The sequence below is a fragment of the uncultured Roseobacter sp. genome, from assembly GCF_947499265.1.
GTDB lineage: Bacteria > Pseudomonadota > Alphaproteobacteria > Rhodobacterales > Rhodobacteraceae > Roseobacter.
Window position 1 is genome coordinate 359971 of record NZ_CANMNK010000002.1, and the last position, 23746, is coordinate 383716.

At 60.1% G+C, this 23746-nt stretch carries 29 protein-coding genes; all 29 read left to right on the forward strand.

Annotated elements, in window-relative coordinates:
* The first annotated feature begins 253 nt into the window (after nucleotides 1-253).
* Nucleotides 254-619: an NADH-quinone oxidoreductase subunit A gene (locus Q1A63_RS06345; protein ID WP_159974460.1), complete on the forward strand. Its 366-nt coding sequence runs from the start codon at nucleotides 254-256 to the stop codon at nucleotides 617-619.
* Nucleotides 610-1143 (forward strand): NADH-quinone oxidoreductase subunit B, encoded by a 534-nt coding sequence (locus Q1A63_RS06350; RefSeq protein WP_298969913.1) that lies wholly within the window; start codon nucleotides 610-612, stop codon nucleotides 1141-1143. Before Q1A63_RS06345 ends, Q1A63_RS06350 begins: the two co-directional genes overlap by 10 nt.
* A gap of 9 nt (nucleotides 1144-1152) precedes the next feature.
* The gene (locus Q1A63_RS06355; protein ID WP_298969912.1) at nucleotides 1153-1758 is read left to right on the forward strand and encodes an NADH-quinone oxidoreductase subunit C; all 606 of its coding nucleotides are present in this window, start codon (nucleotides 1153-1155) and stop codon (nucleotides 1756-1758) included.
* Nucleotides 1758-1931 (forward strand): hypothetical protein, encoded by a 174-nt coding sequence (locus Q1A63_RS06360; protein WP_298969911.1) that lies wholly within the window; start codon nucleotides 1758-1760, stop codon nucleotides 1929-1931. The genes Q1A63_RS06355 and Q1A63_RS06360 overlap by 1 nt, the downstream gene beginning before the upstream one ends.
* Nucleotides 1931-2293: a hypothetical protein gene (locus tag Q1A63_RS06365; protein ID WP_298969910.1), complete on the forward strand. Its 363-nt coding sequence runs from the start codon at nucleotides 1931-1933 to the stop codon at nucleotides 2291-2293. Before Q1A63_RS06360 ends, Q1A63_RS06365 begins: the two co-directional genes overlap by 1 nt.
* The gene (locus Q1A63_RS06370) at nucleotides 2293-3513 is read left to right on the forward strand and encodes an NADH-quinone oxidoreductase subunit D (RefSeq protein WP_298969909.1); all 1221 of its coding nucleotides are present in this window, start codon (nucleotides 2293-2295) and stop codon (nucleotides 3511-3513) included. The genes Q1A63_RS06365 and Q1A63_RS06370 overlap by 1 nt, the downstream gene beginning before the upstream one ends.
* 299 nt (nucleotides 3514-3812) lie before the next feature.
* Nucleotides 3813-4835, forward strand: coding sequence for an NADH-quinone oxidoreductase subunit NuoE (nuoE, locus tag Q1A63_RS06375; protein ID WP_298969907.1), 1023 nt, complete (start codon nucleotides 3813-3815; stop codon nucleotides 4833-4835).
* Between the two features lie 70 nt (nucleotides 4836-4905).
* Nucleotides 4906-5631, forward strand: coding sequence for a hypothetical protein (locus Q1A63_RS06380; protein WP_298969906.1), 726 nt, complete (start codon nucleotides 4906-4908; stop codon nucleotides 5629-5631).
* Nucleotides 5632-5651: 20 nt separating this feature from the next.
* The gene (locus Q1A63_RS06385) at nucleotides 5652-5900 is read left to right on the forward strand and encodes a DUF5337 domain-containing protein (RefSeq protein ID WP_298969905.1); all 249 of its coding nucleotides are present in this window, start codon (nucleotides 5652-5654) and stop codon (nucleotides 5898-5900) included.
* Nucleotides 5901-5913: 13 nt separating this feature from the next.
* Nucleotides 5914-7209 carry an NADH-quinone oxidoreductase subunit NuoF gene (gene nuoF, locus Q1A63_RS06390; protein ID WP_298969904.1) on the forward strand — a complete coding sequence of 432 codons (1296 nt, stop codon included), beginning with the start codon at nucleotides 5914-5916 and terminating at the stop codon, nucleotides 7207-7209.
* Nucleotides 7209-7619, forward strand: coding sequence for a hypothetical protein (locus tag Q1A63_RS06395; protein ID WP_298969903.1), 411 nt, complete (start codon nucleotides 7209-7211; stop codon nucleotides 7617-7619). The genes nuoF and Q1A63_RS06395 overlap by 1 nt, the downstream gene beginning before the upstream one ends.
* 3 nt (nucleotides 7620-7622) lie before the next feature.
* Nucleotides 7623-8117 carry a DUF3291 domain-containing protein gene (locus tag Q1A63_RS06400; protein ID WP_298969902.1) on the forward strand — a complete coding sequence of 165 codons (495 nt, stop codon included), beginning with the start codon at nucleotides 7623-7625 and terminating at the stop codon, nucleotides 8115-8117.
* Nucleotides 8118-8122: 5 nt separating this feature from the next.
* Entirely contained in the window at nucleotides 8123-8446 is a 324-nt protein-coding gene (locus Q1A63_RS06405) for a hypothetical protein (RefSeq protein ID WP_298969901.1), read from the forward strand.
* Nucleotides 8447-8567: 121 nt separating this feature from the next.
* Entirely contained in the window at nucleotides 8568-8975 is a 408-nt protein-coding gene (locus Q1A63_RS06410) for a DUF5333 domain-containing protein (protein ID WP_299631072.1), read from the forward strand.
* Nucleotides 8972-9361, forward strand: a complete 390-nt coding sequence (locus tag Q1A63_RS06415; RefSeq protein ID WP_299631075.1) for a hypothetical protein — start codon at nucleotides 8972-8974, stop codon at nucleotides 9359-9361. Before Q1A63_RS06410 ends, Q1A63_RS06415 begins: the two co-directional genes overlap by 4 nt.
* 52 nt (nucleotides 9362-9413) lie before the next feature.
* A complete protein-coding gene (gene nuoG / locus Q1A63_RS06420) occupies nucleotides 9414-11429 on the forward strand; it encodes an NADH-quinone oxidoreductase subunit NuoG (protein ID WP_299631077.1) in 2016 nt (671 codons plus the stop codon).
* Nucleotides 11426-11809 (forward strand): hypothetical protein, encoded by a 384-nt coding sequence (locus tag Q1A63_RS06425; protein ID WP_298969897.1) that lies wholly within the window; start codon nucleotides 11426-11428, stop codon nucleotides 11807-11809. Before nuoG ends, Q1A63_RS06425 begins: the two co-directional genes overlap by 4 nt.
* A 6-nt stretch (nucleotides 11810-11815) precedes the next feature.
* Nucleotides 11816-12853 (forward strand): NADH-quinone oxidoreductase subunit NuoH, encoded by a 1038-nt coding sequence (nuoH, locus tag Q1A63_RS06430; protein ID WP_298969896.1) that lies wholly within the window; start codon nucleotides 11816-11818, stop codon nucleotides 12851-12853.
* 133 nt (nucleotides 12854-12986) lie between these two features.
* A complete protein-coding gene (gene nuoI / locus Q1A63_RS06435; RefSeq protein ID WP_298969895.1) occupies nucleotides 12987-13481 on the forward strand; it encodes an NADH-quinone oxidoreductase subunit NuoI in 495 nt (164 codons plus the stop codon).
* Nucleotides 13478-13864 (forward strand): carboxymuconolactone decarboxylase family protein, encoded by a 387-nt coding sequence (locus tag Q1A63_RS06440; protein WP_299631080.1) that lies wholly within the window; start codon nucleotides 13478-13480, stop codon nucleotides 13862-13864. Before nuoI ends, Q1A63_RS06440 begins: the two co-directional genes overlap by 4 nt.
* Nucleotides 13861-14280: a carboxymuconolactone decarboxylase family protein gene (locus Q1A63_RS06445; protein ID WP_298969893.1), complete on the forward strand. Its 420-nt coding sequence runs from the start codon at nucleotides 13861-13863 to the stop codon at nucleotides 14278-14280. Before Q1A63_RS06440 ends, Q1A63_RS06445 begins: the two co-directional genes overlap by 4 nt.
* Nucleotides 14277-14879: an NADH-quinone oxidoreductase subunit J gene (locus Q1A63_RS06450; protein ID WP_298969892.1), complete on the forward strand. Its 603-nt coding sequence runs from the start codon at nucleotides 14277-14279 to the stop codon at nucleotides 14877-14879. Before Q1A63_RS06445 ends, Q1A63_RS06450 begins: the two co-directional genes overlap by 4 nt.
* A gap of 97 nt (nucleotides 14880-14976) precedes the next feature.
* Nucleotides 14977-15282, forward strand: coding sequence for an NADH-quinone oxidoreductase subunit NuoK (gene nuoK / locus Q1A63_RS06455; protein ID WP_187428658.1), 306 nt, complete (start codon nucleotides 14977-14979; stop codon nucleotides 15280-15282).
* A 6-nt stretch (nucleotides 15283-15288) separates the two neighbouring features.
* Nucleotides 15289-17466: an NADH-quinone oxidoreductase subunit L gene (gene nuoL, locus Q1A63_RS06460; RefSeq protein WP_298969891.1), complete on the forward strand. Its 2178-nt coding sequence runs from the start codon at nucleotides 15289-15291 to the stop codon at nucleotides 17464-17466.
* Nucleotides 17466-19007 (forward strand): NADH-quinone oxidoreductase subunit M, encoded by a 1542-nt coding sequence (locus tag Q1A63_RS06465; RefSeq protein WP_298969890.1) that lies wholly within the window; start codon nucleotides 17466-17468, stop codon nucleotides 19005-19007. Before nuoL ends, Q1A63_RS06465 begins: the two co-directional genes overlap by 1 nt.
* 12 nt (nucleotides 19008-19019) lie before the next feature.
* On the forward strand, nucleotides 19020-20465 hold the full coding sequence (nuoN, locus tag Q1A63_RS06470; protein ID WP_298969889.1) for an NADH-quinone oxidoreductase subunit NuoN: 1446 nt from the start codon (nucleotides 19020-19022) through the stop codon (nucleotides 20463-20465).
* A 64-nt stretch (nucleotides 20466-20529) separates the two neighbouring features.
* The gene (locus tag Q1A63_RS06475) at nucleotides 20530-21279 is read left to right on the forward strand and encodes a biotin--[acetyl-CoA-carboxylase] ligase (RefSeq protein WP_299631084.1); all 750 of its coding nucleotides are present in this window, start codon (nucleotides 20530-20532) and stop codon (nucleotides 21277-21279) included.
* Nucleotides 21280-21298: 19 nt separating this feature from the next.
* On the forward strand, nucleotides 21299-22072 hold the full coding sequence (locus Q1A63_RS06480; protein ID WP_298969887.1) for a type III pantothenate kinase: 774 nt from the start codon (nucleotides 21299-21301) through the stop codon (nucleotides 22070-22072).
* 5 nt (nucleotides 22073-22077) lie between these two features.
* The gene (locus Q1A63_RS06485; RefSeq protein WP_298969886.1) at nucleotides 22078-23745 is read left to right on the forward strand and encodes a ribonuclease J; all 1668 of its coding nucleotides are present in this window, start codon (nucleotides 22078-22080) and stop codon (nucleotides 23743-23745) included.
* Nucleotide 23746: the final 1 nt, after the last annotated feature.

Here is a 23746-nt window from a genome sequence, read left to right on the forward strand (position 1 = left end):
CCCGACGATAGAACGGAAGATACGCAGATTTTTGGGCGATGGATCATATATGAATATGGCAGGGATCAGTTTCGGCGAACTCTTGCACAGATGCCTGATGCCGTGGGCGGAAAAATTCGGGGCAGAACAAGGGGTTTTCCCAAGCGGCATCTGTTGACCCTGCGGGGCCACAAGCGTAAACCCTTTGCAGCCCCTTTCGCCGCGGGGCAGCGTGACGTCTTTCACGCGTGAGCAGACTGAGAGGAGCCAACCCTTGGACGAGATGCTGCGGGAATACCTTCCCATCCTGATGTTTCTGGCTGTGGCCATAGGCTTAGGGCTTGTTTTGATCCTTGCTGCCGTCGTGCTCGCGGTGCGCAATCCGGACCCTGAAAAGGTCTCTGCTTACGAGTGCGGGTTCAACGCATTTGACGATGCGCGCATGAAATTCGATGTCCGCTTCTACCTCGTCTCGATCCTCTTCATCATCTTCGATCTGGAGATTGCATTCCTCTTCCCCTGGGCGGTGGCCTTCAAGGACATCTCGATGGTCGGTTTCTGGTCGATGATGGTATTTCTGGGAGTGCTGACCATCGGGTTTGCCTATGAATGGAAAAAGGGAGCACTGGAATGGCAGTAGCCGCCGGAGCCAACGTCGCGGGCGCTGACCGCGATGTCGCCACGCAGGAGTTGAACCGCGAATTGCAGGACAAGGGTTTCCTGCTGACCTCGACCGAGGACATCATCAATTGGGCGCGCACCGGCTCGCTGCACTGGATGACCTTTGGACTGGCGTGCTGCGCGGTGGAGATGATGCACACCGCCATGCCGCGTTACGACATGGAACGTTTCGGGACCGCCCCGCGCGCCAGCCCGCGCCAGTCGGACCTGATGATTGTGGCGGGCACGCTGACCAACAAGATGGCGCCGGCCCTGCGCAAAGTCTACGACCAGATGCCGGAGCCGCGCTATGTGATCTCCATGGGGTCCTGCGCCAATGGCGGCGGCTATTATCACTACAGCTATTCCGTGGTGCGCGGCTGTGACCGCATCGTGCCGGTGGATGTCTATGTCCCTGGCTGCCCGCCCACAGCGGAAGCCTTGCTTTATGGCATCATGCAGCTGCAACGCAAAATCCGCCGTACCGGCACGATCGTTCGCTAAGGGGGCCTCATGTCTGATGCATTGACCGAACTGGGCGGCTACATCGAGGCTAAGCGCACCGATTGCGTGCTGGCCTGGGATGTGACCCATGGCGAGCTGAACCTCGATGTCACGCCCTCAAACATCACCGGCCTGGTGGAGTTCCTGAAAACCGACCCGACCTGCAGGTTTTCCACATTGGTGGACATTACGGCGGTCGATTATGCAGGCCGCGCAAAACGCTTCGATGTCGTCTACCATTTCCTGTCGATGTATCAGAACCAGCGCATCCGTCTGCGGGTCAGCATCCGCGAAAACCAGATGGTGCCGTCAGTCAACACGGTCCATCCTTCGGCGAATTGGTTCGAGCGCGAAGTTTTCGACATGTTCGGTATTCTGTTTTCCGGCCACCCCGACCTGCGCCGCATCCTGACCGATTACGGCTTCCGGGGGCACCCGCTGCGCAAGGATTTCCCCACCACGGGCTATACCGAGGTGCGCTATGACGAGGCGCAGAAACGCGTGGTCTATGAGCCGGTGTCCTTGGTCCAGGAATATCGGCAGTTCGACTTCATGTCCCCCTGGGAAGGCGCGGAATACATCCTGCCGGGAGATGAAAAGCAGGAGGCGAAGTAATGGGCGGCATCTGGTGGCTGATCCTCTCGGCCCTCACGGCAATCCCGATGATCAAGCTGCTGCCGTTTTTCGGCATCAACAAATACTGGGCGGCGGCGTGCCTGATTCCGCTCGGCACCGTTGCCTTGCTGTGGTGGATGGGCCTCAAGCTGCAAGAGCTGGAGAAGTTGTGATGGCGAACTCCTCTTCGTTTACTGCGTTGTTTGTCGAGGGATTTAAACTCGTTTTCTTTGGTCCCGTCATTTTGGTTTTGTACTTCTGTGCCATTGGTTTCTTCTTCGGTGGGAGAAGCGGCGGTTTTCTATATGTTTCAATCTTCTTTTTCTCGATTGGGTTGATTGGGGCTATTAAATTTCTTTTCGACCCAGAGGCAGGTTTTGATTTTCCCGTGCCTGACGGCACCGCGTGGCAGCGCACTACGAGTATATTTGGCAATATATTTGGGTATTCGTGCCTGATCGTATCTGGGTACATAGCAAGGCGAATTTATGATCCTTGCAAAACACTGGTCTCCAAACTGCGAGGGTCTGCATAATGGACGGCACCAAAGGTTTCGAAGACGCCCTGACCGGCGAACAGAAAATCCGCAACTTCAACATCAACTTCGGGCCACAGCATCCGGCGGCCCACGGCGTGCTGCGGCTGGTGCTGGAGCTGGATGGCGAGATCGTCGAGCGCTGTGATCCGCACATCGGTCTGCTGCATCGGGGCACCGAAAAGCTGATGGAGAGCCGGACGTATCTGCAAAACCTGCCCTATTTCGACCGGCTCGACTATGTGGCCCCGATGAACCAGGAGCACGCCTGGTGTCTCGCCATCGAGAAGCTCACCGGCGTCGAAGTCCCACGGCGCGCCTCGCTCATCCGCGTACTCTTTTGCGAGATCGGTCGGGTGCTGAACCACATCCTCAACATCACCACCCAGGCGATGGACGTGGGCGCGCTGACCCCGCCGCTTTGGGGCTTTGAGGAACGTGAAAAGCTAATGGTGTTCTACGAGCGGGCCTGCGGTGCGCGCCTGCACGCGGCCTATTTCCGTCCCGGCGGTGTACATCAGGACCTGCCGCCCGACCTGATCGATGATATCGAGACCTGGGCCAAGGAATTCCCCCGTGTGATGGAAGACATCGACGGGCTGCTCACGGAAAACCGCATCTTCAAGCAGCGCAACGCCGACATTGGCGTGGTGACCGAAGAGGATATTCTCGAATACGGATTTTCCGGCGTGATGGTGCGCGGGTCGGGGCTGGCCTGGGATCTGCGTCGCGCGCAGCCCTATGAATGCTACGACGAGTTCGATTTCCAGATCCCCGTAGGCAAGAACGGCGACTGCTATGATCGCTATCTGGTGCGCATGGAAGAAATGCGCCAGTCGGTCTCGATCATCCATCAGGCCATCGAGAAATTGCGCGCGCCCGACGGGCAGGGTGATATCCTCGCCCGTGGCAAGATCACCCCACCATCACGCGCGGACATGAAAACCTCGATGGAAAGCCTGATCCACCATTTCAAACTCTACACCGAAGGCTTCCACGTGCCTGCGGGCGAGGTCTATTGCGCCGTCGAGGCCCCCAAGGGCGAGTTTGGTGTCTATCTGGTGGCCGATGGCACCAACAAACCCTACCGCAGCAAAATCCGCGCGCCGGGCTTTTTGCACCTTCAGGCGATGGACCACATGTCGCGCGGCCACCAGCTGGCGGATGTGGCGGCGATTATCGGGACGATGGACGTTGTGTTCGGAGAGATCGACCGATGACCGTCAGATTGATCGCCCTCTCTTTCTGCATTGTTCTTGCCTTGGTTCTTAAGGTGCACGGCCCCGGTGACCGCCATGAGCGGACCGTCGAAATGCACCCGCAGGCGCCCTGTGAGCAACCGAAAATCTGGACAAACCCGCAGGCGGGTAGCCCCTGCTATCAGCCACCGATTGTCTGCCCGACGGATCACACAATCTGTGACACGGCCCCGCAGCTTTGGACAAACGCAAACCCGCGCCCATCTGTGGACAGGCTCTAACGACATCGACGTGCCTTGGCGCGTTCAAAGGACACCGAAATGCTTCGCAGACTTCATCCCGACCAACCCGAAAGCTTCGCCTTTACCGCGGCCAATCAGGCCTGGGCGGAAGGGCAGATCACGAAATACCCCGAGGGCCGTCAGGCTTCTGCGATCATTCCGCTGTTGTGGCGCGCGCAGGAGCAGGAGGGGTGGCTCAGCCGCCCCGCCATCGAACACGTGGCGGCGATGCTGGGGTTGAGCTACATCCGTGCGTTGGAAGTGGCGACCTTCTACTTCATGTTCCAGCTGCAACCCGTTGGCGCCATTGCCCATATTCAGGTCTGTGGTACCACGTCCTGCATGATCTGCGGCGCAGAGGACCTTGTGGCCGTGTGCAAGGAGAAGATCGCGCCGAACCCGCATGAACTCTCCGCCGATGGCAACTTTAGCTGGGAAGAGGTGGAATGCCTGGGCTCCTGTTCCAACGCGCCGATGGCGCAGATCGGCAAGGATTACTACGAGGATCTGACCACCGAGCGCATGAGTGAGATCATTGATGAGCTTGCCGTCGGCAAGGTGCCCGTGCCCGGCCCGCAGAACGGACGTTACGCGGCAGAACCGCTGAAGGGTCTGACGTCGCTGACCGAATACGACAGTGGCAAAACGCAGTACAACGCCTCTGCGCAACTGGCCGTGGACATTGGCGACACTGTCAAGCGCATCGATGGCACGGAAGTCCCGCTGGTGATGCCGTGGCAGGGCAAGGCCGCGAATAAAGCGGCCAAACCTGCAAAGCCCGCCAAAAAGGCAGCGCCCGTTGCAGAAACAGGTACGAAACCGCAGGTCATGACGGCCGCGCGGGACGAGGGCGCTGATGATCTGAAAAAGATCAAGGGCGTCGGGCCGAAGCTGGAAAAGATGCTGAACGGCATGGGGTTCTTCCATTTCGACCAGATCGCAGCCTGGAGCGCGGATGAGGTCGCCTGGGTGGACGAGAACCTTGAAGGCTTCAAGGGCCGGGTCAGCCGGGATCAATGGGTATCGCAGGCGCGTGCGCTGGCCGAAGACAAAGCCACATAAGTTTTCCAATGGCGGGGAAAATCGTTAATCATACAGTTTGAGATGCGAATAACCGGAGAGTGAGACAGCAATGGACAACAATCAAGGTTTGATCGGAATGGCGCTTGGCAGTTGGCTTGTGGCCGCCGCCGCGGGCGCGCTGGTGGCGATTTTGCTGTGGGTTCTGGGAAGCTGGAGCTTCATGCAGGGCGCGTTCATGGGATTTGTCGTATTCGCCGTTTTGGGCGCCGTCGTTAGCTGGATCATGACCCGGCCGCTGCCAGCCCCGCAGGGCAGGACGCCTGCGGCGGTCGATAAACCCGCACCTGCCGCGGCGCCGAAAGCAGCGCCACAGGCTGCCCCGACTGCCACAGCCGCGGCATCAACCGAGCCCAAGGTGAAACCGACAACGCGCCTGCCGGGTCAGGAAGATCTGGCCGCCCGCAAAGGCAGCTGGAAATACGAAGGCGAGGCAGAGGCCAAGCCTGCGCCCAAGAAGAAGGCACCAGCCAAGAAAGCGGCACCAGCCGCTGCCTCTGGCGACCGGCCCACGGGCTTCTCTGATGCCGCGCGTGAGGACGGTGCTGATGATCTAAAGCTGATCAGCGGTGTTGGCCCGAAACTGGAAGAAACTTTGAACAGCCTCGGCATCTGGCACTTTGATCAGGTGGCGGGACTGAAAAAGAAAGACATCGCCTGGGTCGACGAACGCCTGCGCTTCAAGGGGCGTATCGAGCGGGACGACTGGGTCGGTCAGGCAAAGACCCTTGCCAAAGGTGGCGAGACGGAAGCCTCCAAGAAGAAACGTAAAAGCTGAGAGAAGGGCGGGAAACCGCAATGAGTGCGCAAAATCAACCGGATGAGACGCAGGAGGCGTCTTTGGCTGCCAAGGGGCGGCTCGTTAGCATTGTGATCGTGAGCACGATGGTTTTGTGGCTTTTGTCTTTGTGGCTGGGCCCAAAACTGGGGTTGCCCGGGCGCTACGCGTTTCTTTTTGATTTTGCGGCACTGGCGGGGCTCTTCTGGGCGCTGATGGTGTCTTTACAGATACGGCGCGCGCGCAAAGCCGCGCGTGGCAACGAGTAAAAGGGGAAGCGTGATGCTTCAGGACAAGGACCGCATCTTTACCAATATCTACGGCATGCATGACCGCACGCTGAAGGGCGCGCAGCAGCGTGGCCATTGGGACGGGACCGCCGGGATCATCAAGAAGGGCCGCGATTGGATCGTGGATCAGATGAAGGCCTCTGGTCTGCGCGGGCGCGGGGGCGCGGGTTTCCCCACGGGGCTGAAGTGGTCCTTCATGCCCAAGGAAAGTGACGGGCGACCTGCCTATCTGGTGGTCAACGCGGACGAATCCGAACCGGGCACCTGCAAGGATCGTGAGATCATGCGCCACGACCCGCACACGCTGGTCGAGGGCTGCCTGATTGCGTCGTTCGCGATGAATGCCCATGCCTGCTACATCTACATTCGCGGCGAATACATCCGCGAGAAAGAGGCGCTGCAGGCCGCGATTGACGAGGCCTATGACGCCGGGCTGATTGGCAAGAATGCGGCGGGGTCCGGTTGGGATTTCGATCTCTATCTGCACCATGGCGCGGGGGCCTATATCTGCGGTGAAGAAACTGCGTTGCTCGAAAGCCTTGAGGGCAAGAAGGGCATGCCGCGCATGAAGCCGCCGTTCCCGGCGGGCGCGGGGCTTTATGGCTGCCCGACCACGGTGAACAACGTGGAATCGATTGCCGTGGTGCCGACGATCCTGCGGCGCGGGCCGGAGTGGTTTGCGGGTTTTGGTCGGGCGAACAACGCGGGCACCAAGCTCTTTGCGATCAGCGGTCACGTGAACAACCCCTGCGTTGTCGAAGAGGCGATGTCGATCACCTTCGAGGAGCTGATCGAGACCCATTGCGGCGGCATTCGCGGCGGCTGGGACAACCTCAAGGCAGTCATCCCCGGTGGGTCCTCGGTCCCGATGATCCCGGGCAAGGACATGAAAGACGCGATCATGGATTTCGACTACCTGCGCGAGCAGCGGTCAGGTCTGGGCACGGCAGCGGTGATCGTGATGGACAACTCCACCGATGTGATCAAGGCGATCTGGCGGCTGTCGAAGTTCTACAAGCACGAAAGCTGCGGCCAGTGCACGCCCTGCCGCGAAGGCACCGGCTGGATGATGCGGGTGATGGACCGTCTGGTCACCGGCGAGGCCGAGCCCGAAGAGATCGACATGCTGCTGGATGTGACCAAACAGGTCGAAGGCCATACGATCTGCGCCCTGGGCGATGCGGCGGCCTGGCCCATTCAAGGGCTGATCCGGCATTTCCGCGACGAGATCGAGGACCGCATCAAGCACAAGCGCACGGGCCGCGTCAGCGCGGTGGCGGCGGAGTGATGGCAAGCCGAAACGCGCTGGCTTTCGCCGCACTCGTGATGGTCATGGTCGCTTTGCCGCGCGTCGCCGTTTCACAGAGCGCCGCCTATCAAGATGCGGTCGGGCAAGTCTATGCCGCATTTCATATAAGCAGACGTTGCGAGGGGTTCGGAACGATCACTGTGGAAGGTTACAACGGCTATCAGGGTCTTGTAATCGGTGCGTCGAATGCGATGAAGGCCCAAGGGCTGCGCACGCAAAAAATCCGTAAGTACCTGTTTTATAGCAGAAATGAATGGATCGTATACCAGATGGAACGGATTTTGGCAGATCGGCAAGTCCCGGCGTTTGCACCCAGCAGGCTGTGTCCATTCGCAAGAAAGATTGCCGGAAAGAACGACACCATTGGTCGTTTCCTGGTGCGGGAGTAGCGTATGACTGACTATCACCTCGCCGAACTGAACGTCGGACGCCTTGTCGCTCCCACGGACGATCCAAGGGTGGCGGACTTCATGGCCAATCTCGACCGGATCAATGGGCTCGGCAAGCGCATGCCGGGGTTTGTGTGGATGATGGAAGGGTCTGGTGCGCCGGGCACTGGCAATACCGACAACGCCATTGGGGGCGATCCGCTCTTTGTGCCGAACCTGAGCGTTTGGGAGAGTGCGGAGCAGCTCGAAACCTTTGTCTGGGGCACGATCCACAAACAATTCTACGCGCGCCGCGCGGAATGGTTCGAGGTGCTGGGAGAGATGCATTTCGTCATGTGGTGGGTGCCGGAAGGGCATCAGCCGACGCTTGAAGAAGCACTGGACCGGCTGGAGCATCTGAAAATCAACGGAGACAGCGACCACGCTTTTGGCTGGGCGCATTTGAAGGAAGCAACCCAGTGGCGCGACAACGGATGCGCCCCGGTGGCGGCGGAGTAGGCGGGATGAGAACGGTTGTAAGTATTTTGATGCTGAGCGGGGCCTTGATGGCCTGCACCAGCGAAGCCGAAAAGATCACCTTTGACGGGCAGTTCTACCGCACCGACCTTGATGATCTGGACGAACGGCATAAGTTTCAGGTGACGGCCTCGCCCGTTTCCGCGTCCCTGCTGGGTGCAAAGGAAGCCGCGCGGTACGAGGCGACGGTGTTCTGCGTGAATGAATACGGCAGCTCCGCGATTGACTGGGTGATTGGCCCGGATGACGCTGACGAAACGCTGCCCATTGCCAACGACACGCTGACGCTGCAGGGAGCTTGCCCGCTGTGATCCGCGTCATGCAACATCAGGCCGCGCCGGATCGGGCACCGCTGATATTGCATATCAGCCCGGTGGCCTCACATGTGATCGCTCAGCAAGGGGGCATGTCGCCCCGGTTGGGAGAATGATGATGCGTCGTAAAATGTTGCCTTTGTTTGTCGCAGGCGTGCTGTCGGTCACAAGTGCTATGGCCGATATTGCCCCGCTCAGAGACGTGAAATCCATTGACGATGGGCTCTTTGTGATCGGGCTGGCTGATCAGATCCGCAAGAATTGCCCCACGATTTCCGCACGTGTTTTCAAAGCCTTGGGTGCCCTGCAGGACCTGAATAATCAGGCGATGGCCATGGGCTACACCAAGGCGGAGATCGATGCGCATGTGGAATCGGATGCGGAAAAAGACCGGTTGCGTGCCCGGGCGCGGGACTACATGGCGGCGCAGGACCTGAAGCCGGATGAGGCAGGGTATTGCGCGCTCGGTCAGAAGGAGATCGAGCGGAATTCGAAGGTGGGTGCGCTGTTGAGGTCGTCGCAATGAAATGGCGCTTCGTGATATCATTGTGCGTGCTGTCGGCGCTGGCGGCACCGGCATGGGCGCAGCCCAATGTCCGGCTGGCGATTCAATTCGAGAAGTTCCCCAGGGGCACCCAATGCGGGGTCGAGGATTCCTACAACCCGGTGCGGATCTTTGATCGCAAGGGCAAGCCGCGCCTGCTGATGGTCGGCTTCGTCTCGGTGGGGCAGGTCTATTGCGACTTACCGGGCGGCAAGCGCATCGGTGTTGATGTGAACAAAAGGCTGCGGCCGCAGACCCGCACCGTGGGGTTCCGGGTTTTTCCCAGCGGACGGGCCGTCATGACGACAAGTGTTGTCGGCGGGATCATCAAAGATGAACTCCAACGGGTGATCACCCCTTGGAAATGAACAGAAATCAGCGCGCAGTGCAGCGTGTGCGACGCGATAAAAGGCAAATGATATGAGCGACTTACGCAAGGTCATTATTGATGAGCAGGAAATCGAGGTGGATGGCGCAATGACGCTGATCCAGGCCTGCGAAGAAGCGGGAATCGAGATCCCCCGGTTCTGCTACCACGAACGCCTGACCATCGCAGGCAACTGCCGGATGTGTCTGGTCGAGGTCGTGGGCGGCCCGCCCAAACCGGCGGCATCCTGTGCGATGCAGGTCAAGGACCTGCGCCCGGGGCCGGAAGGGCAGCCGCCGGTGGTCAAAACCAACTCGCCGATGGTCAAGAAGGCCCGCGAGGGGGTCATGGAATTCCTGCTGATCAACCACCCGCTGGATTGCCCGATCTGCGATCAGGGCGGCGAATGCGACCTGCAGGATCAGGCGATGGCCTACGGGGTGGATTTCAGCCGCTATCGCGAACCCAAACGCGCGACCGAAGACCTCGATCTGGGCCCGTTGGTCGAAACCCATATGACGCGCTGCATTTCCTGTACCCGCTGTGTGCGTTTCACCACCGAGGTGGCGGGCATTCACCAGATGGGCCAGACCGGGCGGGGCGAGGATGCGGAAATCACTTCCTATCTCGGCCAGACCCTGGACAGCAATCTACAGGGCAACATCATCGACCTGTGCCCGGTTGGAGCTTTGGTTTCGAAGCCTTACGCCTTTACCGCGCGCCCGTGGGAGCTTACTAAAACCGAGAGCATCGACGTCATGGACGCGCTGGGATCCAACATCCGGGTGGACACCAAGGGCCGCGAAGTCATGCGGTTCCTGCCGCGCAACCATGATGGCGTGAATGAGGAATGGATTTCTGACAAGACGCGTTTTGTCTGGGACGGGCTGCGCCGTCAGCGGCTCGACAAACCCTACATCCGCGAAAATGGCAAGCTGCGTCCGGCCAGCTGGCCCGAAGCCCTTTCGGCCGCTGCAGCAGCGATGGACGGTAAATCTGTCGCTGGCCTGATCGGTGATCTGGTGCCGGTGGAAGCCGCCTTTGCGCTGAAACAGATGATCGAGGGTCGCGCCGGGGTTGTTGAGTGCCGGACGGATGGGGCAAAGCTGCCTGCGGGCAACCGCTCGGCCTATGTCGGCACGGCCAGCATCGAAGATATCGATGACGCCAAACGCATTCTGCTGATCGGCACCAATCCGGCCATCGAGGCGCCTGTGCTGAACGCGCGCATCCGCAAGGCCTGGACCATGGGCGCAACCGTCGGTCTAGTGGGGGAAGCGGCGGACCTGACATATGAGCATCTGCATCTGGGCACCGATCGCGCGGCGCTGAAGAAGATCAGCGAGATGGATCACTCCGATCAGCATGACATCCCGGGCATCATCATCGTGGGGCAGGGCGCGCTGCGCGAAGCGGATGGCCCGGCTGTGCTGGCGATGGCCATGCAACTGGCTGATGCCGCCAAATCCAAGCTGCTGGTCCTGCACACCGCTGCCGCGCGTGTTGGTGCGATGGACATCGGCGCCTGCAATGACGGCGGGATGGAGGCGGTCGCGGCGGCAGGCGTGATTTACAACCTCGGCGCGGATGAGATCGACATCGCAGATGGCCCTTTTGTGATCTACCAGGGCAGCCACGGGGACCGCGGCGCGCATCGGGCGGATATCATCCTGCCGGGCGCTGCCTATACCGAGGAACCGGGGCTATTCGTCAATACCGAAGGACGCCCGCAATTGACCCTGCGCGCCGGGTTTGCGCCGGGGGAGGCCAAGGAAAACTGGGCGATCCTGCGGGCGCTCTCCGCCGAGACAGGCGCGCAACTGCCCTATGATAGCATCGCCCAGCTTCGGCAGGCGCTGGTGAAAGCGGTGCCGCATCTGGCAAAAATCGATGAGGTCATCAAAAACGACTGGCAGCCACTGGCGGCCGGACCGTTGGGCGATGCTACCTTTAAACCCGCTATCACGGATTTCTACCTGACCAATCCGATCGCGCGGGCCAGCCAGCTGATGGCGGAACTCAGCGCCAATGCCAAAGCGCGGCGCGAAGAGGCCATTGCGGCGGAATGAGGCAACTAGCGCTCATATCCCCTCTGGCGCTGGCGGCCTGCGCGCCGCCCGTGCCGGTGGCAGAGGATTTCATCCCCGACTACCTGGGTGTTGAAACCGCGCTGTTGGACGGGGATCTGGTGCAATTCAACGTGGCCATGACCAAGGCGCAGTCTGAAAAAGACGTTCAGCGCTACGCCGAATGTGCCGCCGCGCAATACGCCTTGATCCGCGGATACGGATTTGCACGACATTTGCGCACAAATGTGACGGAAGAGGGTGGCGTGTGGGCGGCAGATGCTGTTTACACCATCTCGCCAACCCTGCCTGACGGGCTAGCTACAATCGACGCCGAAGTCACCGTGGCCGCCTGTGAGGAAACTGGAATACCGACGGTGTGAGGACCTATGGCTGACTTCTTTACCACCCCTGGCGGCATCGCCGTCCTGATCCTGGCGCAGGTGCTGGCGGTCGTGGCCTTTGTCATGGTCTCCCTGTTGTTCCTGGTCTACGGCGACCGCAAGATCTGGGCCGCGGTGCAGATGCGGCGCGGGCCCAACGTGGTGGGCACCTTTGGGTTGCTGCAAACGGTGGCGGATGCGCTGAAATACGTGGTCAAAGAGGTCGTGGTGCCCGCGGGCGCGGACAAGACCGTCTTTATGCTCGCCCCGATGACATCCTTTGTACTGGCGCTGATCGCCTGGGCGGTGATCCCGTTCAACGAAACCTGGGTGCTTAGCGACATCAATGTCGCCATCCTGTTTGTCTTCGCGGTCTCCTCGCTGGAGGTTTACGGCGTGATCATGGGCGGCTGGGCGTCGAACTCGAAGTACCCCTTCCTCGGGTCCCTGCGATCTGCGGCGCAGATGATTTCCTACGAAGTGTCGCTGGGCCTGATCATCATCGGGGTGATCATCTCCACCGGGTCGATGAACTTCGGCGGCATTGTCGCGGCCCAGGATGGCGCCTACGGGTTCTTCAGCTGGTACTGGCTGCCGCATTTCCCGATGGTTTTCCTGTTCTTCATCAGCTGTCTGGCGGAGACCAACCGTCCGCCCTTTGATCTGCCTGAGGCGGAGAGCGAACTGGTGGCGGGGTATCAGGTGGAATATTCCTCGACGCCCTTCCTGCTGTTCATGGCCGGTGAATATATCGCCATCTTCCTGATGTGCGCACTGACCACGCTGCTCTTCTTTGGCGGCTGGCTGTCACCCATTCCGGGCCTGCCCGATGGCGCGCTGTGGATGGTCGCCAAGATGGGCTTCTTCTTCTTCCTCTTCGCGATGGTCAAGGCCATCACCCCGCGCTACCGCTATGACCAGCTGATGCGGCTGGGCTGGAAAGTCTTCCTGCCGTTCAGCCTCGTCTGGGTGGTCTTCGTGGCCTTTGCGGCCAAATTCGACTGGTTCTGGGGCGCTTATGCGCGCTGGGGCATGGGAGGCTAGTGATGGACCGATTGGATAATGTCCTTGCAATGCGCAAAGCGCATTGCATCGCGCCCGACCCCGCCCCCCAGGGCGGGCGCGATTGCGCCCCCCCTCGGTGCCGGGCGCGATGCTGGGGTGTCGGAGGTGAACGATGACACAGATCGACTATACACGCGCCGCCAAGTATTTCCTGCTGCAGGATTTCTGGGTCGGTATGAAACTGGGGCTGAAGTACTTTTTTGCCCCCAAGGCCACGCTGAACTACCCGCATGAAAAGGGTCCGCTCAGCCCGCGCTTTCGCGGTGAGCATGCGCTGCGTCGGTATCCGAACGGCGAGGAACGTTGCATCGCCTGCAAGCTTTGCGAGGCGATTTGCCCCGCACAGGCGATCACCATCGACGCGGAGCCGCGCGAGGACGGTAGTCGTCGCACCACGCGCTACGACATCGACATGACCAAATGTATCTACTGCGGCTTCTGTCAGGAAGCCTGCCCGGTGGATGCGATTGTCGAAGGGCCGAACTTCGAGTTCTCTACCGAGACGCGCGAAGAGCTTTACTACGACAAGGAAAAACTGCTGGCCAATGGCGAGCGCTGGGAGGCCGAGATCGCCCGCAACCTCGAACTGGATGCCCCTTACCGATGAGCAGCACGGACGCATACACCCGTGGCAAGGCGATGGCGGAGGCCACAAACCCAGGCATCGAGGAGGCGCTGGCGGCGCGCTATGATGCCATCCTGCCGGGGTTTTCGACCACGATGATGGAGGTGGCTTTTGGCCATTACTACACGCGCGAGGGCCTCGACGACAAAACCCGCTATCTGACCACGGTGGCCGCGCTGACGGCGCTTGGCGGGCAGACGGGGCCACAGCTCAAGGTACACATTCGCAACGCGCTACGTTCCGGGGCGACGCAGCGCGAGGTTGCCGAGGTGATCAACCAAATGGCGCTCTACGGTGGGTTCCCGGCGATGATCAACGCGCTCAACGCGGCGTTGGAAGTGTTTGAAGACGAGGCGGCCGCATGAGCGATCCCAAGAACCCCTTTGAAGGCACAAACCCTTTTGCCGCGATGATGGCGCAGGCGCAGGAGATGGCGAAGAGCTTCCCGGCGATGGAGGCGTTTTCGCCCAAGGGGTTCGAGAAGATGATGGGCACCATGCCCAAGGACATGATGGAAATGATGTTCGGCAACGCGCTGAACGAAGGTTCGCTGGACGCCCGCACACGGATGCTGTTGACGCTCGCAGGGCTGACCATGCAGGGCGCGCAGAATGACGTGGCCTTCCGGCAAGCGGTGCGCCATGCGCTGGAGGCAGGGGCCTCCGAGCAGCATATTGTCGAGACGATCGGGCAGATGTCGATGTTTGCAGGCCTGCCCGCCATGACCCGCGCGCTGGAACTGGCGCAGCAGGTATTGGACGAAGAGAAGGACAAGGAATGACGGTTTTTGCCTTTTACCTGTTTGCGATCAGCGTAATTGCCGGGGGGCTCTTTACGGTCATCAGCCGCAATCCGGTGCATTCCGTGCTCTGGCTGATCCTGGCGTTCCTCTCCTCGGCGGGGCTCTTTGTGCTGCTGGGCGCGGAGTTCGTCGCCATGCTGCTGATCATCGTCTATGTGGGCGCGGTCGCGGTACTGTTCCTCTTCGTGGTGATGATGCTGGACGTGGACTTTGCCGAGCTGAAGGCGGAGATGGCGAAATACATGCCGCTGGCGCTGCTGATCGGGCTGGTGATCCTGATGCAATTCGTGATGGCCTTCGGGGCCTGGGAAAGCAACGCTGCTGCCGAAGGGCTGCGCGCGCAGGTGATGCCGGTCGACCGACACAACACCGAAGCGCTGGGGATGATCCTTTACGATCAATATTTCCTGCTCTTCCAACTGGCGGGTCTGATCCTGCTGGTGGCGATGATCGGGGCGATTGTGCTGACGCTGCGCCACCGCTCGGATGTGAAGCGGCAGGATGTAGTTGCCCAGATGATGCGCGACCCCGCCGTCGCGATGGAACTGAAAGACGTCAAGCCGGGGCAGGGCTTGTAATGGACGGAGACCAGATAGCCATACTGGTCGCTGTAGCTGTCGCAGTCCTTGCGGCACTTGGATACTTCAACCGGACCTAGATGCCGGGAGGGACGAAATGATTGGACTAGAACATTACCTGACAGTGGCGGCGACGCTCTTTGTCATTGGCATCTTCGGGCTGTTTCTCAACCGCAAGAACATCATCATCCTGCTGATGAGCATCGAATTGATGCTCTTGGCGGTGAACATCAATCTGGTCGCCTTCTCCAGTTTCCTCGGGGATCTGGTGGGCCAGGTCTTCACGCTCTTTGTTCTGACGGTTGCTGCTGCGGAGGCGGCAATCGGTCTGGCCATTCTGGTCTGTTTCTTCCGCAACCGCGGCACCATCGCCGTGGAAGACGTCAACGTGATGAAGGGCTAAGGCACAATGGAAACCATCATCCTCTTTGCCCCGCTGGTGGGCGCGCTTTTGTGCGGGTTCGGCTGGCGCGTCTTTGGCGAGACCGCTGCGATGTGGATTGCCACCTCGCTGCTCTTTGTCTCGGCGATCCTGTCCTGGGTTGTGTTCCTCACCTTCGACGGCACGACCGAACAGATCCAGATCTTGCGCTGGATCGAAAGCGGCACGCTCAGCACCGATTGGGCGATCCGCCTTGACCGGCTGACGGCGATCATGCTGATCGTAATCACCACGGTTTCCAGCCTCGTACACCTCTATTCCTTTGGCTACATGGACCACGATCCCCAGTGGAAAGAGGGCGAGACCTACAAACCCCGCTTCTTTGCTTACCTCTCGTTCTTCACCTTTGCGATGTTGATGCTGGTGACAGCGGACAACCTGGTGCAGATGTTCTTTGGCTGGGAGGGTGTCGGTGTCGCCTCCTACCTGTTGATTGGATTTTACTACCGCAAGCCCTCCGCCAATGCGGCGGCGATCAAGGCCTTCGTGGTCAACCGCGTTGGCGACTTCGGCTTTGCGCTTGGGATCTTTGCGCTGTTCTTCCTGACCGATAGCATCAATTTCGACGATGTCTTCGCCGCCGCGCCGGATCTGGCGGAGACGCAGCTGACCTTCCTCTGGGGGGAATGGAACGCGGCCAATCTGGTGGCTTTGCTGCTCTTCATCGGGGCCATGGGTAAATCGGCACAGCTGCTGCTGCACACCTGGCTGCCGGACGCGATGGAAGGGCCGACCCCGGTTTCCGCGCTCATTCACGCGGCGACCATGGTGACCGCAGGCGTTTTCCTCGTTTGCCGCATGTCGCCGATCATGGAATTCGCGCCGGAGACCGCGGCCTTCATCACCGTCATCGGCGCCACCACGGCCTTCTTCGCCGCGACGGTTGGCCTCGTGCAGACCGACATTAAACGGGTGATTGCCTACTCAACCTGCTCGCAGCTCGGCTATATGTTCGTGGCGGCGGGCGTCGGCATGTATTCGGCGGCGATGTTCCATCTCTTCACTCATGCCTTCTTCAAGGCGATGCTGTTTTTGGGCGCGGGCTCGGTCATCCATGCGATGCACCATGAGCAGGACATGATGAACTACGGCGGGCTGCGCAAAAAGATCCCCTATACCTTCTGGGCGATGATGATCGGCACGCTGGCCATCACCGGCCTGGGTATTCCGGTCTGGATTCTCACGCTGGGCGAGATCCCGATTGGTTTTGCGGGCTTCCAGTCCAAGGATGCGATTGTCGAAAGCGCCTATGCGGCGGGCTCTATGTATGGGTTCTGGGCGCTGGTGGTCGCGGCGCTCTTCACCAGCTTCTACAGCTGGCGGCTGATGTTCCTCACCTTCTACGGCGAGCCACGCGGCGACAAACACACGCATGACCACGCGCATGAAAGCCCGATGACAATGATTGTCCCGCTGGGCGTGCTGGCGCTGGGGGCGATTTTTGCGGGCATGGTCTGGTACGGGTCCTTCTTTGGCCACACCGACAAGGTCGCGAAATTCTACGGTATTCCTTACGCGGAAGCCGGGGCGCATGGCGCGGGTCACAGTGACGAGACCCACGCAGAACATGTGGCGGATGGCACCGCCGATGAACACCATGGCGATGCGGCAGAGGGTGCGCATGCGGACGACGGCCATGGCGAAGCCAAAGGCAAAGACGGTGAGCATCACTATGCCTTCACCGGCCAGCCGGGGGAAGGCGCGCTCTACATTGCCCCTGAGAACACGCTATTGGATGATGCGCATAAGGTACCCTATTGGGTGAAAACCTCACCTTTCGCCGCCATGCTGCTGGGCTTCCTGACCGCCTATTGGTTCTACATCAAGAACCCGTCGCTGCCCGGTCGTCTGGCCGAAAACCAGCGGCCCCTATACCTGTTTCTCAAGAACAAGTGGTACTTTGACGAACTCTATGACGTGATCTTCGTTGGTCCCGCAAAATGGATCGGCAGCTTCCTGTGGAAACGCGGTGATGGCGATGTGATCGACGGCGGCCTGAATGGCGTGGCCATGGGGATCATTCCGTTCTTCACCCGCCTCGCGGGCCGGGCGCAGTCGGGCTACATCTTCACCTATGCTTTCGCGATGGTCATTGGCATCGCGGTGCTTGTCACCTGGATGACGATGAGCGGAGGAGCAAACTGATGGACAATCTTCTGTCGATTGTGACCTTCATCCCGGCGATGGCGGCGTTGATCCTCGCGGTGTTCCTGCGCGGCGATGATGAGGCGGCGAACCGCAATGCCAAATGGCTGGCCATGGCGGCGACCTCGATGACCTTCTTGGTGTCGCTTTTCATTCTCGCGGAATTCGATCCGAACGACACGGGTTTCCAGTTTGTCGAACAGGCGCCGTGGCTTCTGGGCCTGCAATACAAGATGGGCGTCGATGGCATTTCCGTGCTCTTCGTGATGCTGACTACCTTCATGATGCCGCTGGTGATCGCGGCCTCCTGGAACGTGGAAACCCGCGTCAAGGAATACATGATCGCCTTCCTGCTGCTGGAAACGCTGATGCTGGGTGTGTTCATGGCGCTGGATCTGGTACTCTTCTATCTGTTCTTTGAGGCAGGGCTCATTCCGATGTTCCTGATCATCGGCATCTGGGGGGGTGCGAACCGCATCTATGCGAGCTTCAAGTTCTTCCTCTACACCTTCCTCGGCTCGGTGCTGATGCTGGTGGCGATGGTGGGCATGTTTGCGGATGCCGGTACCACCGACATCGAAGTGCTGCTGAACCACCAGTTCGCCTTTGAGACCTTTTCCATCGCCGGGGTGACCATCGTTGGCGGGCTGCAGACACTGCTCTTCATCGCTTTCTTCGCCAGCTTCGCGGTCAAGATGCCGATGTGGCCGGTACACACCTGGCTGCCGGATGCGCACGTGCAGGCGCCCACCGCAGGCTCCGTCGTCCTGGCGGCGATCCTCTTGAAAATGGGGGGCTATGGTTTCCTGCGCTTCTCGCTGCCGATGTTCCCGGTGGGTTCCGAGGTGATGACACCGCTGGTCCTGTGGATGTCGGCGATTGCGATTGTCTACACGTCGCTTGTCGCCCTTGTTCAGGAAGACATGAAGAAGCTGATCGCCTATTCCTCGGTGGCGCACATGGGCTTTGTGACCATGGGGATTTTTGCCGCGAACCAGCAGGGTGTGGATGGCGCGATTTTCCAGATGATCAGCCACGGGTTTATCTCCGGCGCGCTCTTCCTCTGCGTCGGCGTGATCTATGATCGGATGCACACCCGTGACATCGATGCCTATGGCGGGCTGGTAAACCGGATGCCGGCATATGCGCTGATCTTCATGCTCTTCACCATGGCCAATGTGGGCCTGCCGGGCACCTCCGGGTTTGTCGGTGAATTCCTGACACTGATGGCGGTTTTCCAGGTCAACACCTGGGTGGCGGCGGTAGCGACCACAGGCGTGATTTTCTCGGCGGCCTATGCGCTCTGGCTTTATCGCCGGGTGGTCATGGGGGACCTGATCAAGGAGAGCCTGCGCTCGATCACCGATATGACGCCGCGGGAACGCTGGATCTTTGCGCCATTGGTGGTGATGACGCTGCTGTTGGGGGTCTACCCGGCGCTGGTGCTGGACATCACCGGGCCTGCCGTTGCGGCACTGGTCGGCAATTACGATACGGCACTGGCCGCAGCCGAAGCTGCGTCCCAGTTGGCGTCGAACTAAAGGACGGACATCATGGTATCCGCTGATTTGACACTTGTGCTGCCGGAAATTCTGCTGGCGGTTTATGCCATGGTCATGCTGCTGGTGGCCGTCTACACATCCAAGGACGGGCTGGCCTCGACGCTGCTGTGGATGACCGCGGCGGTGATGGCCGCTCTGGGCCTCTGGATCGCAACCACCGGCGAAGGATCGGCCACGGCCTTCAACGGGATGCTGATCCTGGACGGGTTCTCGCGGTTTGCAAAGGTCACCATTCTGCTGTCCGCCGCTGCCGTGCTGATCATGTCGGAAGGCTATATGAAGGCCCGCGACCTGCTGCGGTTCGAGTACCCGCTGCTGGTGGCGCTGAGTGCCGTGGGCATGATGGTCATGGTGTCGGCGGGCGATCTGATGGCGCTTTACATGGGGCTGGAACTGCAATCGCTGGCGCTTTATGTGGTCGCCTCGCTGCGCCGCGATAGCGTGAAATCGACCGAAGCGGGGCTGAAGTATTTCGTGCTCGGCGCGCTCTCTTCCGGCTTGCTGCTTTATGGGGCGTCGCTGGTTTATGGCTACGCGGGCACCACGCTCTTCTCCGGCATCATCGAAACCGCGCAGCATGGCGAGGTGTCTCTGGGCCTGCTCTTTGGTCTGGTGTTCCTGATCTCCGGCATGGCCTTCAAGGTCTCCGCCGTGCCCTTCCACATGTGGACGCCGGATGTGTATGAAGGCTCGCCCACACCGGTCACCGCCTTCTTTGCCACCGCCCCAAAGGTGGCGGCGATGGGTCTCTTTGCGCGCGTGCTGCATGATGCGTTCGGCAATGCGGTCAGCGACTGGAGCCAGATTGTGGCGCTGCTCTCTGTGCTCTCGATGTTCCTGGGCGCGGTGGCGGCCATTGGACAGAGTAACATCAAACGTCTGATGGCGTTTTCCTCGATTGCGCATATGGGCTATGCGCTGATGGGATTAGCCGCGGGCACCGTGCTGGGGGTGCAGGCGATGCTGATCTATATGGCGATCTATGTGACGATGAATGTCGGCACCTTTGCTTTCATCCTGATGATGGAAAAAGATGGCCAGCCGGTCACGGATATCGCCTCCCTCAACATGTATGCCAAACGCGAGCCGGGCAAGGCGCTGGCCATGCTGGTGCTGCTTTTCAGCCTTGCAGGCGTGCCGCCGATGCTGGGGTTCTTCGGCAAGTTCTACGTGCTGCGCGCAGCCTATGAGGCGGATCTCGCCTGGCTTGCCATTGCCGGCGTGATCGCCTCAGTGATCGGGGCCTATTATTACCTGCGGATCGTCTTTTTCATGTATTTTGGCGACGAAAGTCAAGAAGGGCTCGATTCCGGTGGATCGACGACGGTCCTTTGGGGGTTCCTCATGGCGTCTGCTGCGATCATGGTTCTGGGCATCGTGAATATGTTCGGTGTGGAATCGGCAGCAGCAGCAGCGGCTGCGACGTTGGTCAACTGACCTGGGCGCTGCACGTTTTGGCTGACCGACCCTTCGGGGAGGATATTTTGGGCCAGAAGAAATCATGAAAGGCTGGCCTGAGGGATATGGCCGTGTGGTTCTGGAGCGTGTTGGCTCGACACTGGACGAGGCGGCGCGGCGTGCCCCTGAAACACCCGGTGCGTTCTGGGTTCTGGCCCATCATCAGACAGTTGCGCGGGGCAGGCGGGGTCGCGCTTGGGTCATGCCGGTTGGCAACTTTGCCGCGACCCTTCTGTTGCATCCGACTGAACAGCCCGGCGTGGCCGCCTTGCGCTCTTTTGTGATGTCGCTGGCGGTTTACCGGGCATTCGTGGATGTCACCGGGGAGCCTGATGCCTTCACCCTGAAATGGCCCAATGACGTCTTGCTCAATGGCGGTAAGGTTGCGGGCATCCTTTTGGAAAGTGCGGGTCAGGGCGGGCAGATGGGGCCATTGGCCATTGGCGTGGGGGTCAATTTGATCGCAGCACCAGAGGCCTCCGAGGTGGAAGCACATGCCATTGCGCCGGTTTCGCTGAAGGGCGAGACCGGGGCTGAGGTGGGACCTGAGGGGTTTTTGGCGGTTCTGGCGGGTCACTACGCCGTGCTTGAGGCGCAGTTTACGAATTTCGGTTTTGCGCCGATCAGAACCGCATGGCTCGCTCATGCCGCGCGTTTGGGTCAGCCGATTGTTGCGCGCACGGGCCGCGAGGAAATTGCCGGTACCTTTGAGGACGTGGACGCCGATGGTAACCTGATGCTGCGCACATCGCGCGGCTTGCGCGCCATTGCCGCTGCGGATGTGTTTTTTTAACCCATGAAGGAGGGTACCCATGCTCCTGGCGATTGATTGCGGGAACACGAACACGGTCTTTGCCATATGGGATGGTGAGCAGTTTCTGGCCTCCTGGCGCACCTCGACGGAATGGCAGCGCACGGCGGATCAATACTACGTCTGGCTCTCGACCCTGATGCGGCTGCAGGGCATTGAGGCGCAGATCACCGATATGATCGTCTCATCAACCGTGCCGCGCGTGGTCTTCAACCTGCGTGTTCTGGCGGATCGCTATTTCAACACCCGGCCTTTGGTGGTGGGCAAATCCGATTGCCTTTTGCCCGTGGACGTCCGCGTCGATCAGGGCACGCAGGTGGGCCCGGACCGCTTGGTCAATACCGTCGCAGGCCATGATCTTTACGGCGGTGATCTGATCATGGTGGATTTCGGCACGGCCACCACCTTTGATGTGGTCGATACCGATGGGGCCTATATCGGTGGCGTTATTGCTCCCGGCGTGAACCTGAGCCTTGAAGCCTTGCACCAGGCCGCCGCCGCTCTGCCACATGTGGACATCTCCAAACCACAGGCGGTGATTGGCACCAATACGGTGACCTGTATGCAATCTGGTGTTTTTTGGGGTTATGTCGGGCTCGTGCGTGAGATATGTGCCCGGATTAAAGCAGAGCGTGATCGAGAGATGCGCGTGATATCAACGGGGGGGCTGGCCCCGCTTTTCCAGCAGTCCGAAGCGCTATTTGACGCTTTTGAGGACGATCTGACGACACACGGCCTGACCGTGATTCACAAGTATAACAAGGACAACGCTTAACTCTTATGAGCAATGAAAGACTGATCTACCTGCCTCTTGGAGGGGCGGGGGAAATAGGCATGAACGCTTATGTGTATGGCTATGGCCGCCCGGGCAAGGAACGCCTGATCGTGGTGGATATCGGTGTGGCTTTTCCGGATATGGACACCAGCCCCGGTGTCGACCTGATCCTGGCGGACATCAGCTGGCTGGTGGAACGCCGCGACCAGATTGAGGCCGTGTTCATCACCCATGCCCACGAGGATCACATCGGCGCGGTGGCCCATACCTATGCGCAGTTGAAGGCCCCCGTTTTTGCCCGCGCCTTCACCGCCAACATCGCCCGGCGCAAGATGGAAGAGCATGGCCATCCCGATGACGCGGTTACCGTTGTTTCGGCCTGGCCGGAAAAGGTGACGGCGGGGCCCTTCACGGTTGGGTTCCTGCCGATGTCGCATTCCATTCCGGAAAGCTCTTCGATGGTGATCGACAGCCCCGAGGGCCGGGTGATCCACTCCGGTGACTTCAAGCTGGACGAAACACCTCTGGTCGGCGAACCCTTTGATCCCGACCTTTGGGCGGAGGTGAGCAAGGATGGGGTCAAGGCACTGATCTGCGACAGCACCAATGTGTTTTCGCCCAATCCCGGACGGTCCGAGGCCACGCTGGGCCCGGACATCACCAATCTGGTGCAGGGGGCGAAGGGCATGGTTGTTGCCACCACCTTTGCCTCCAATGTCGCGCGGGTCAAAACGCTGGCTGAGGCCGGGGTGCGGGCCGGGCGCTCGATCGTTCTGATGGGGCGCGCAATGAAACGGATGATCGAAGCTGCGGTTGAAACCGGTGTGCTGACCGACTTCCCGTCAACGGTGCCGCCAGAGGATGCAAAATCGATCCCGCGCGAAAATCTGATGTTGCTGGTCACCGGCAGTCAGGGTGAACGCCGGGCGGCTTCTGCGCAATTAGCGCGCGGCAAGTATCAGGGGATGGAGATGAAGGAGGGCGATCTCTTCCTCTTTTCCTCCAAGACGATCCCCGGCAATGAAAAAGGCGTGATCCGCATCATCAATGCTTTCTCGGAGCAGGGCGTGGATGTGGTCGATGACAGCACCGGGCTTTATCACGTGTCGGGGCACGCAAACCGGCCCGATCTGGAACGGTTGACCGCCATCGTGAAGCCGCAGGTGCTGATCCCGATGCACGGCGAACACCGGCATCTGCGTGAACATGTCAAGATCGCCAAGGGCAACGGCGTGACCGGGGTGCTGGCGGTGAATGGGATGATGGTCGATCTGTCGGGCAACCAGCCGACGATTGCCGACTACATTGAAACTGGGCGCACCTACATTGATGGCACGGTGCAGATCGGCGCCATGGATGGTGTGGTGCGCGACCGAATTCGCATGGCGTTGAACGGTCATGTGGTGGTGACGGTCATTCTAGACGATGAGGATGAACCGTTGGGAGAACCCTGGTGTGAACTCAAGGGGCTGCCTGAAACCGGCACCAGCCGTGCGGCGCTGGTCGATGTGATGGAAGCTGACCTCGGGCAATGGCTGGGTCGCGCTGGGGCAAAGACCCTGCGCGACGATGACAAGCTGCATGACGGGCTGAAAAAGGTCGTGCGTCAGACGGCGCTGGAAGAGATCGGGCGCAAGCCGGAAGTGACGATTGTGGTCAGCCGGCTCAGCTAAG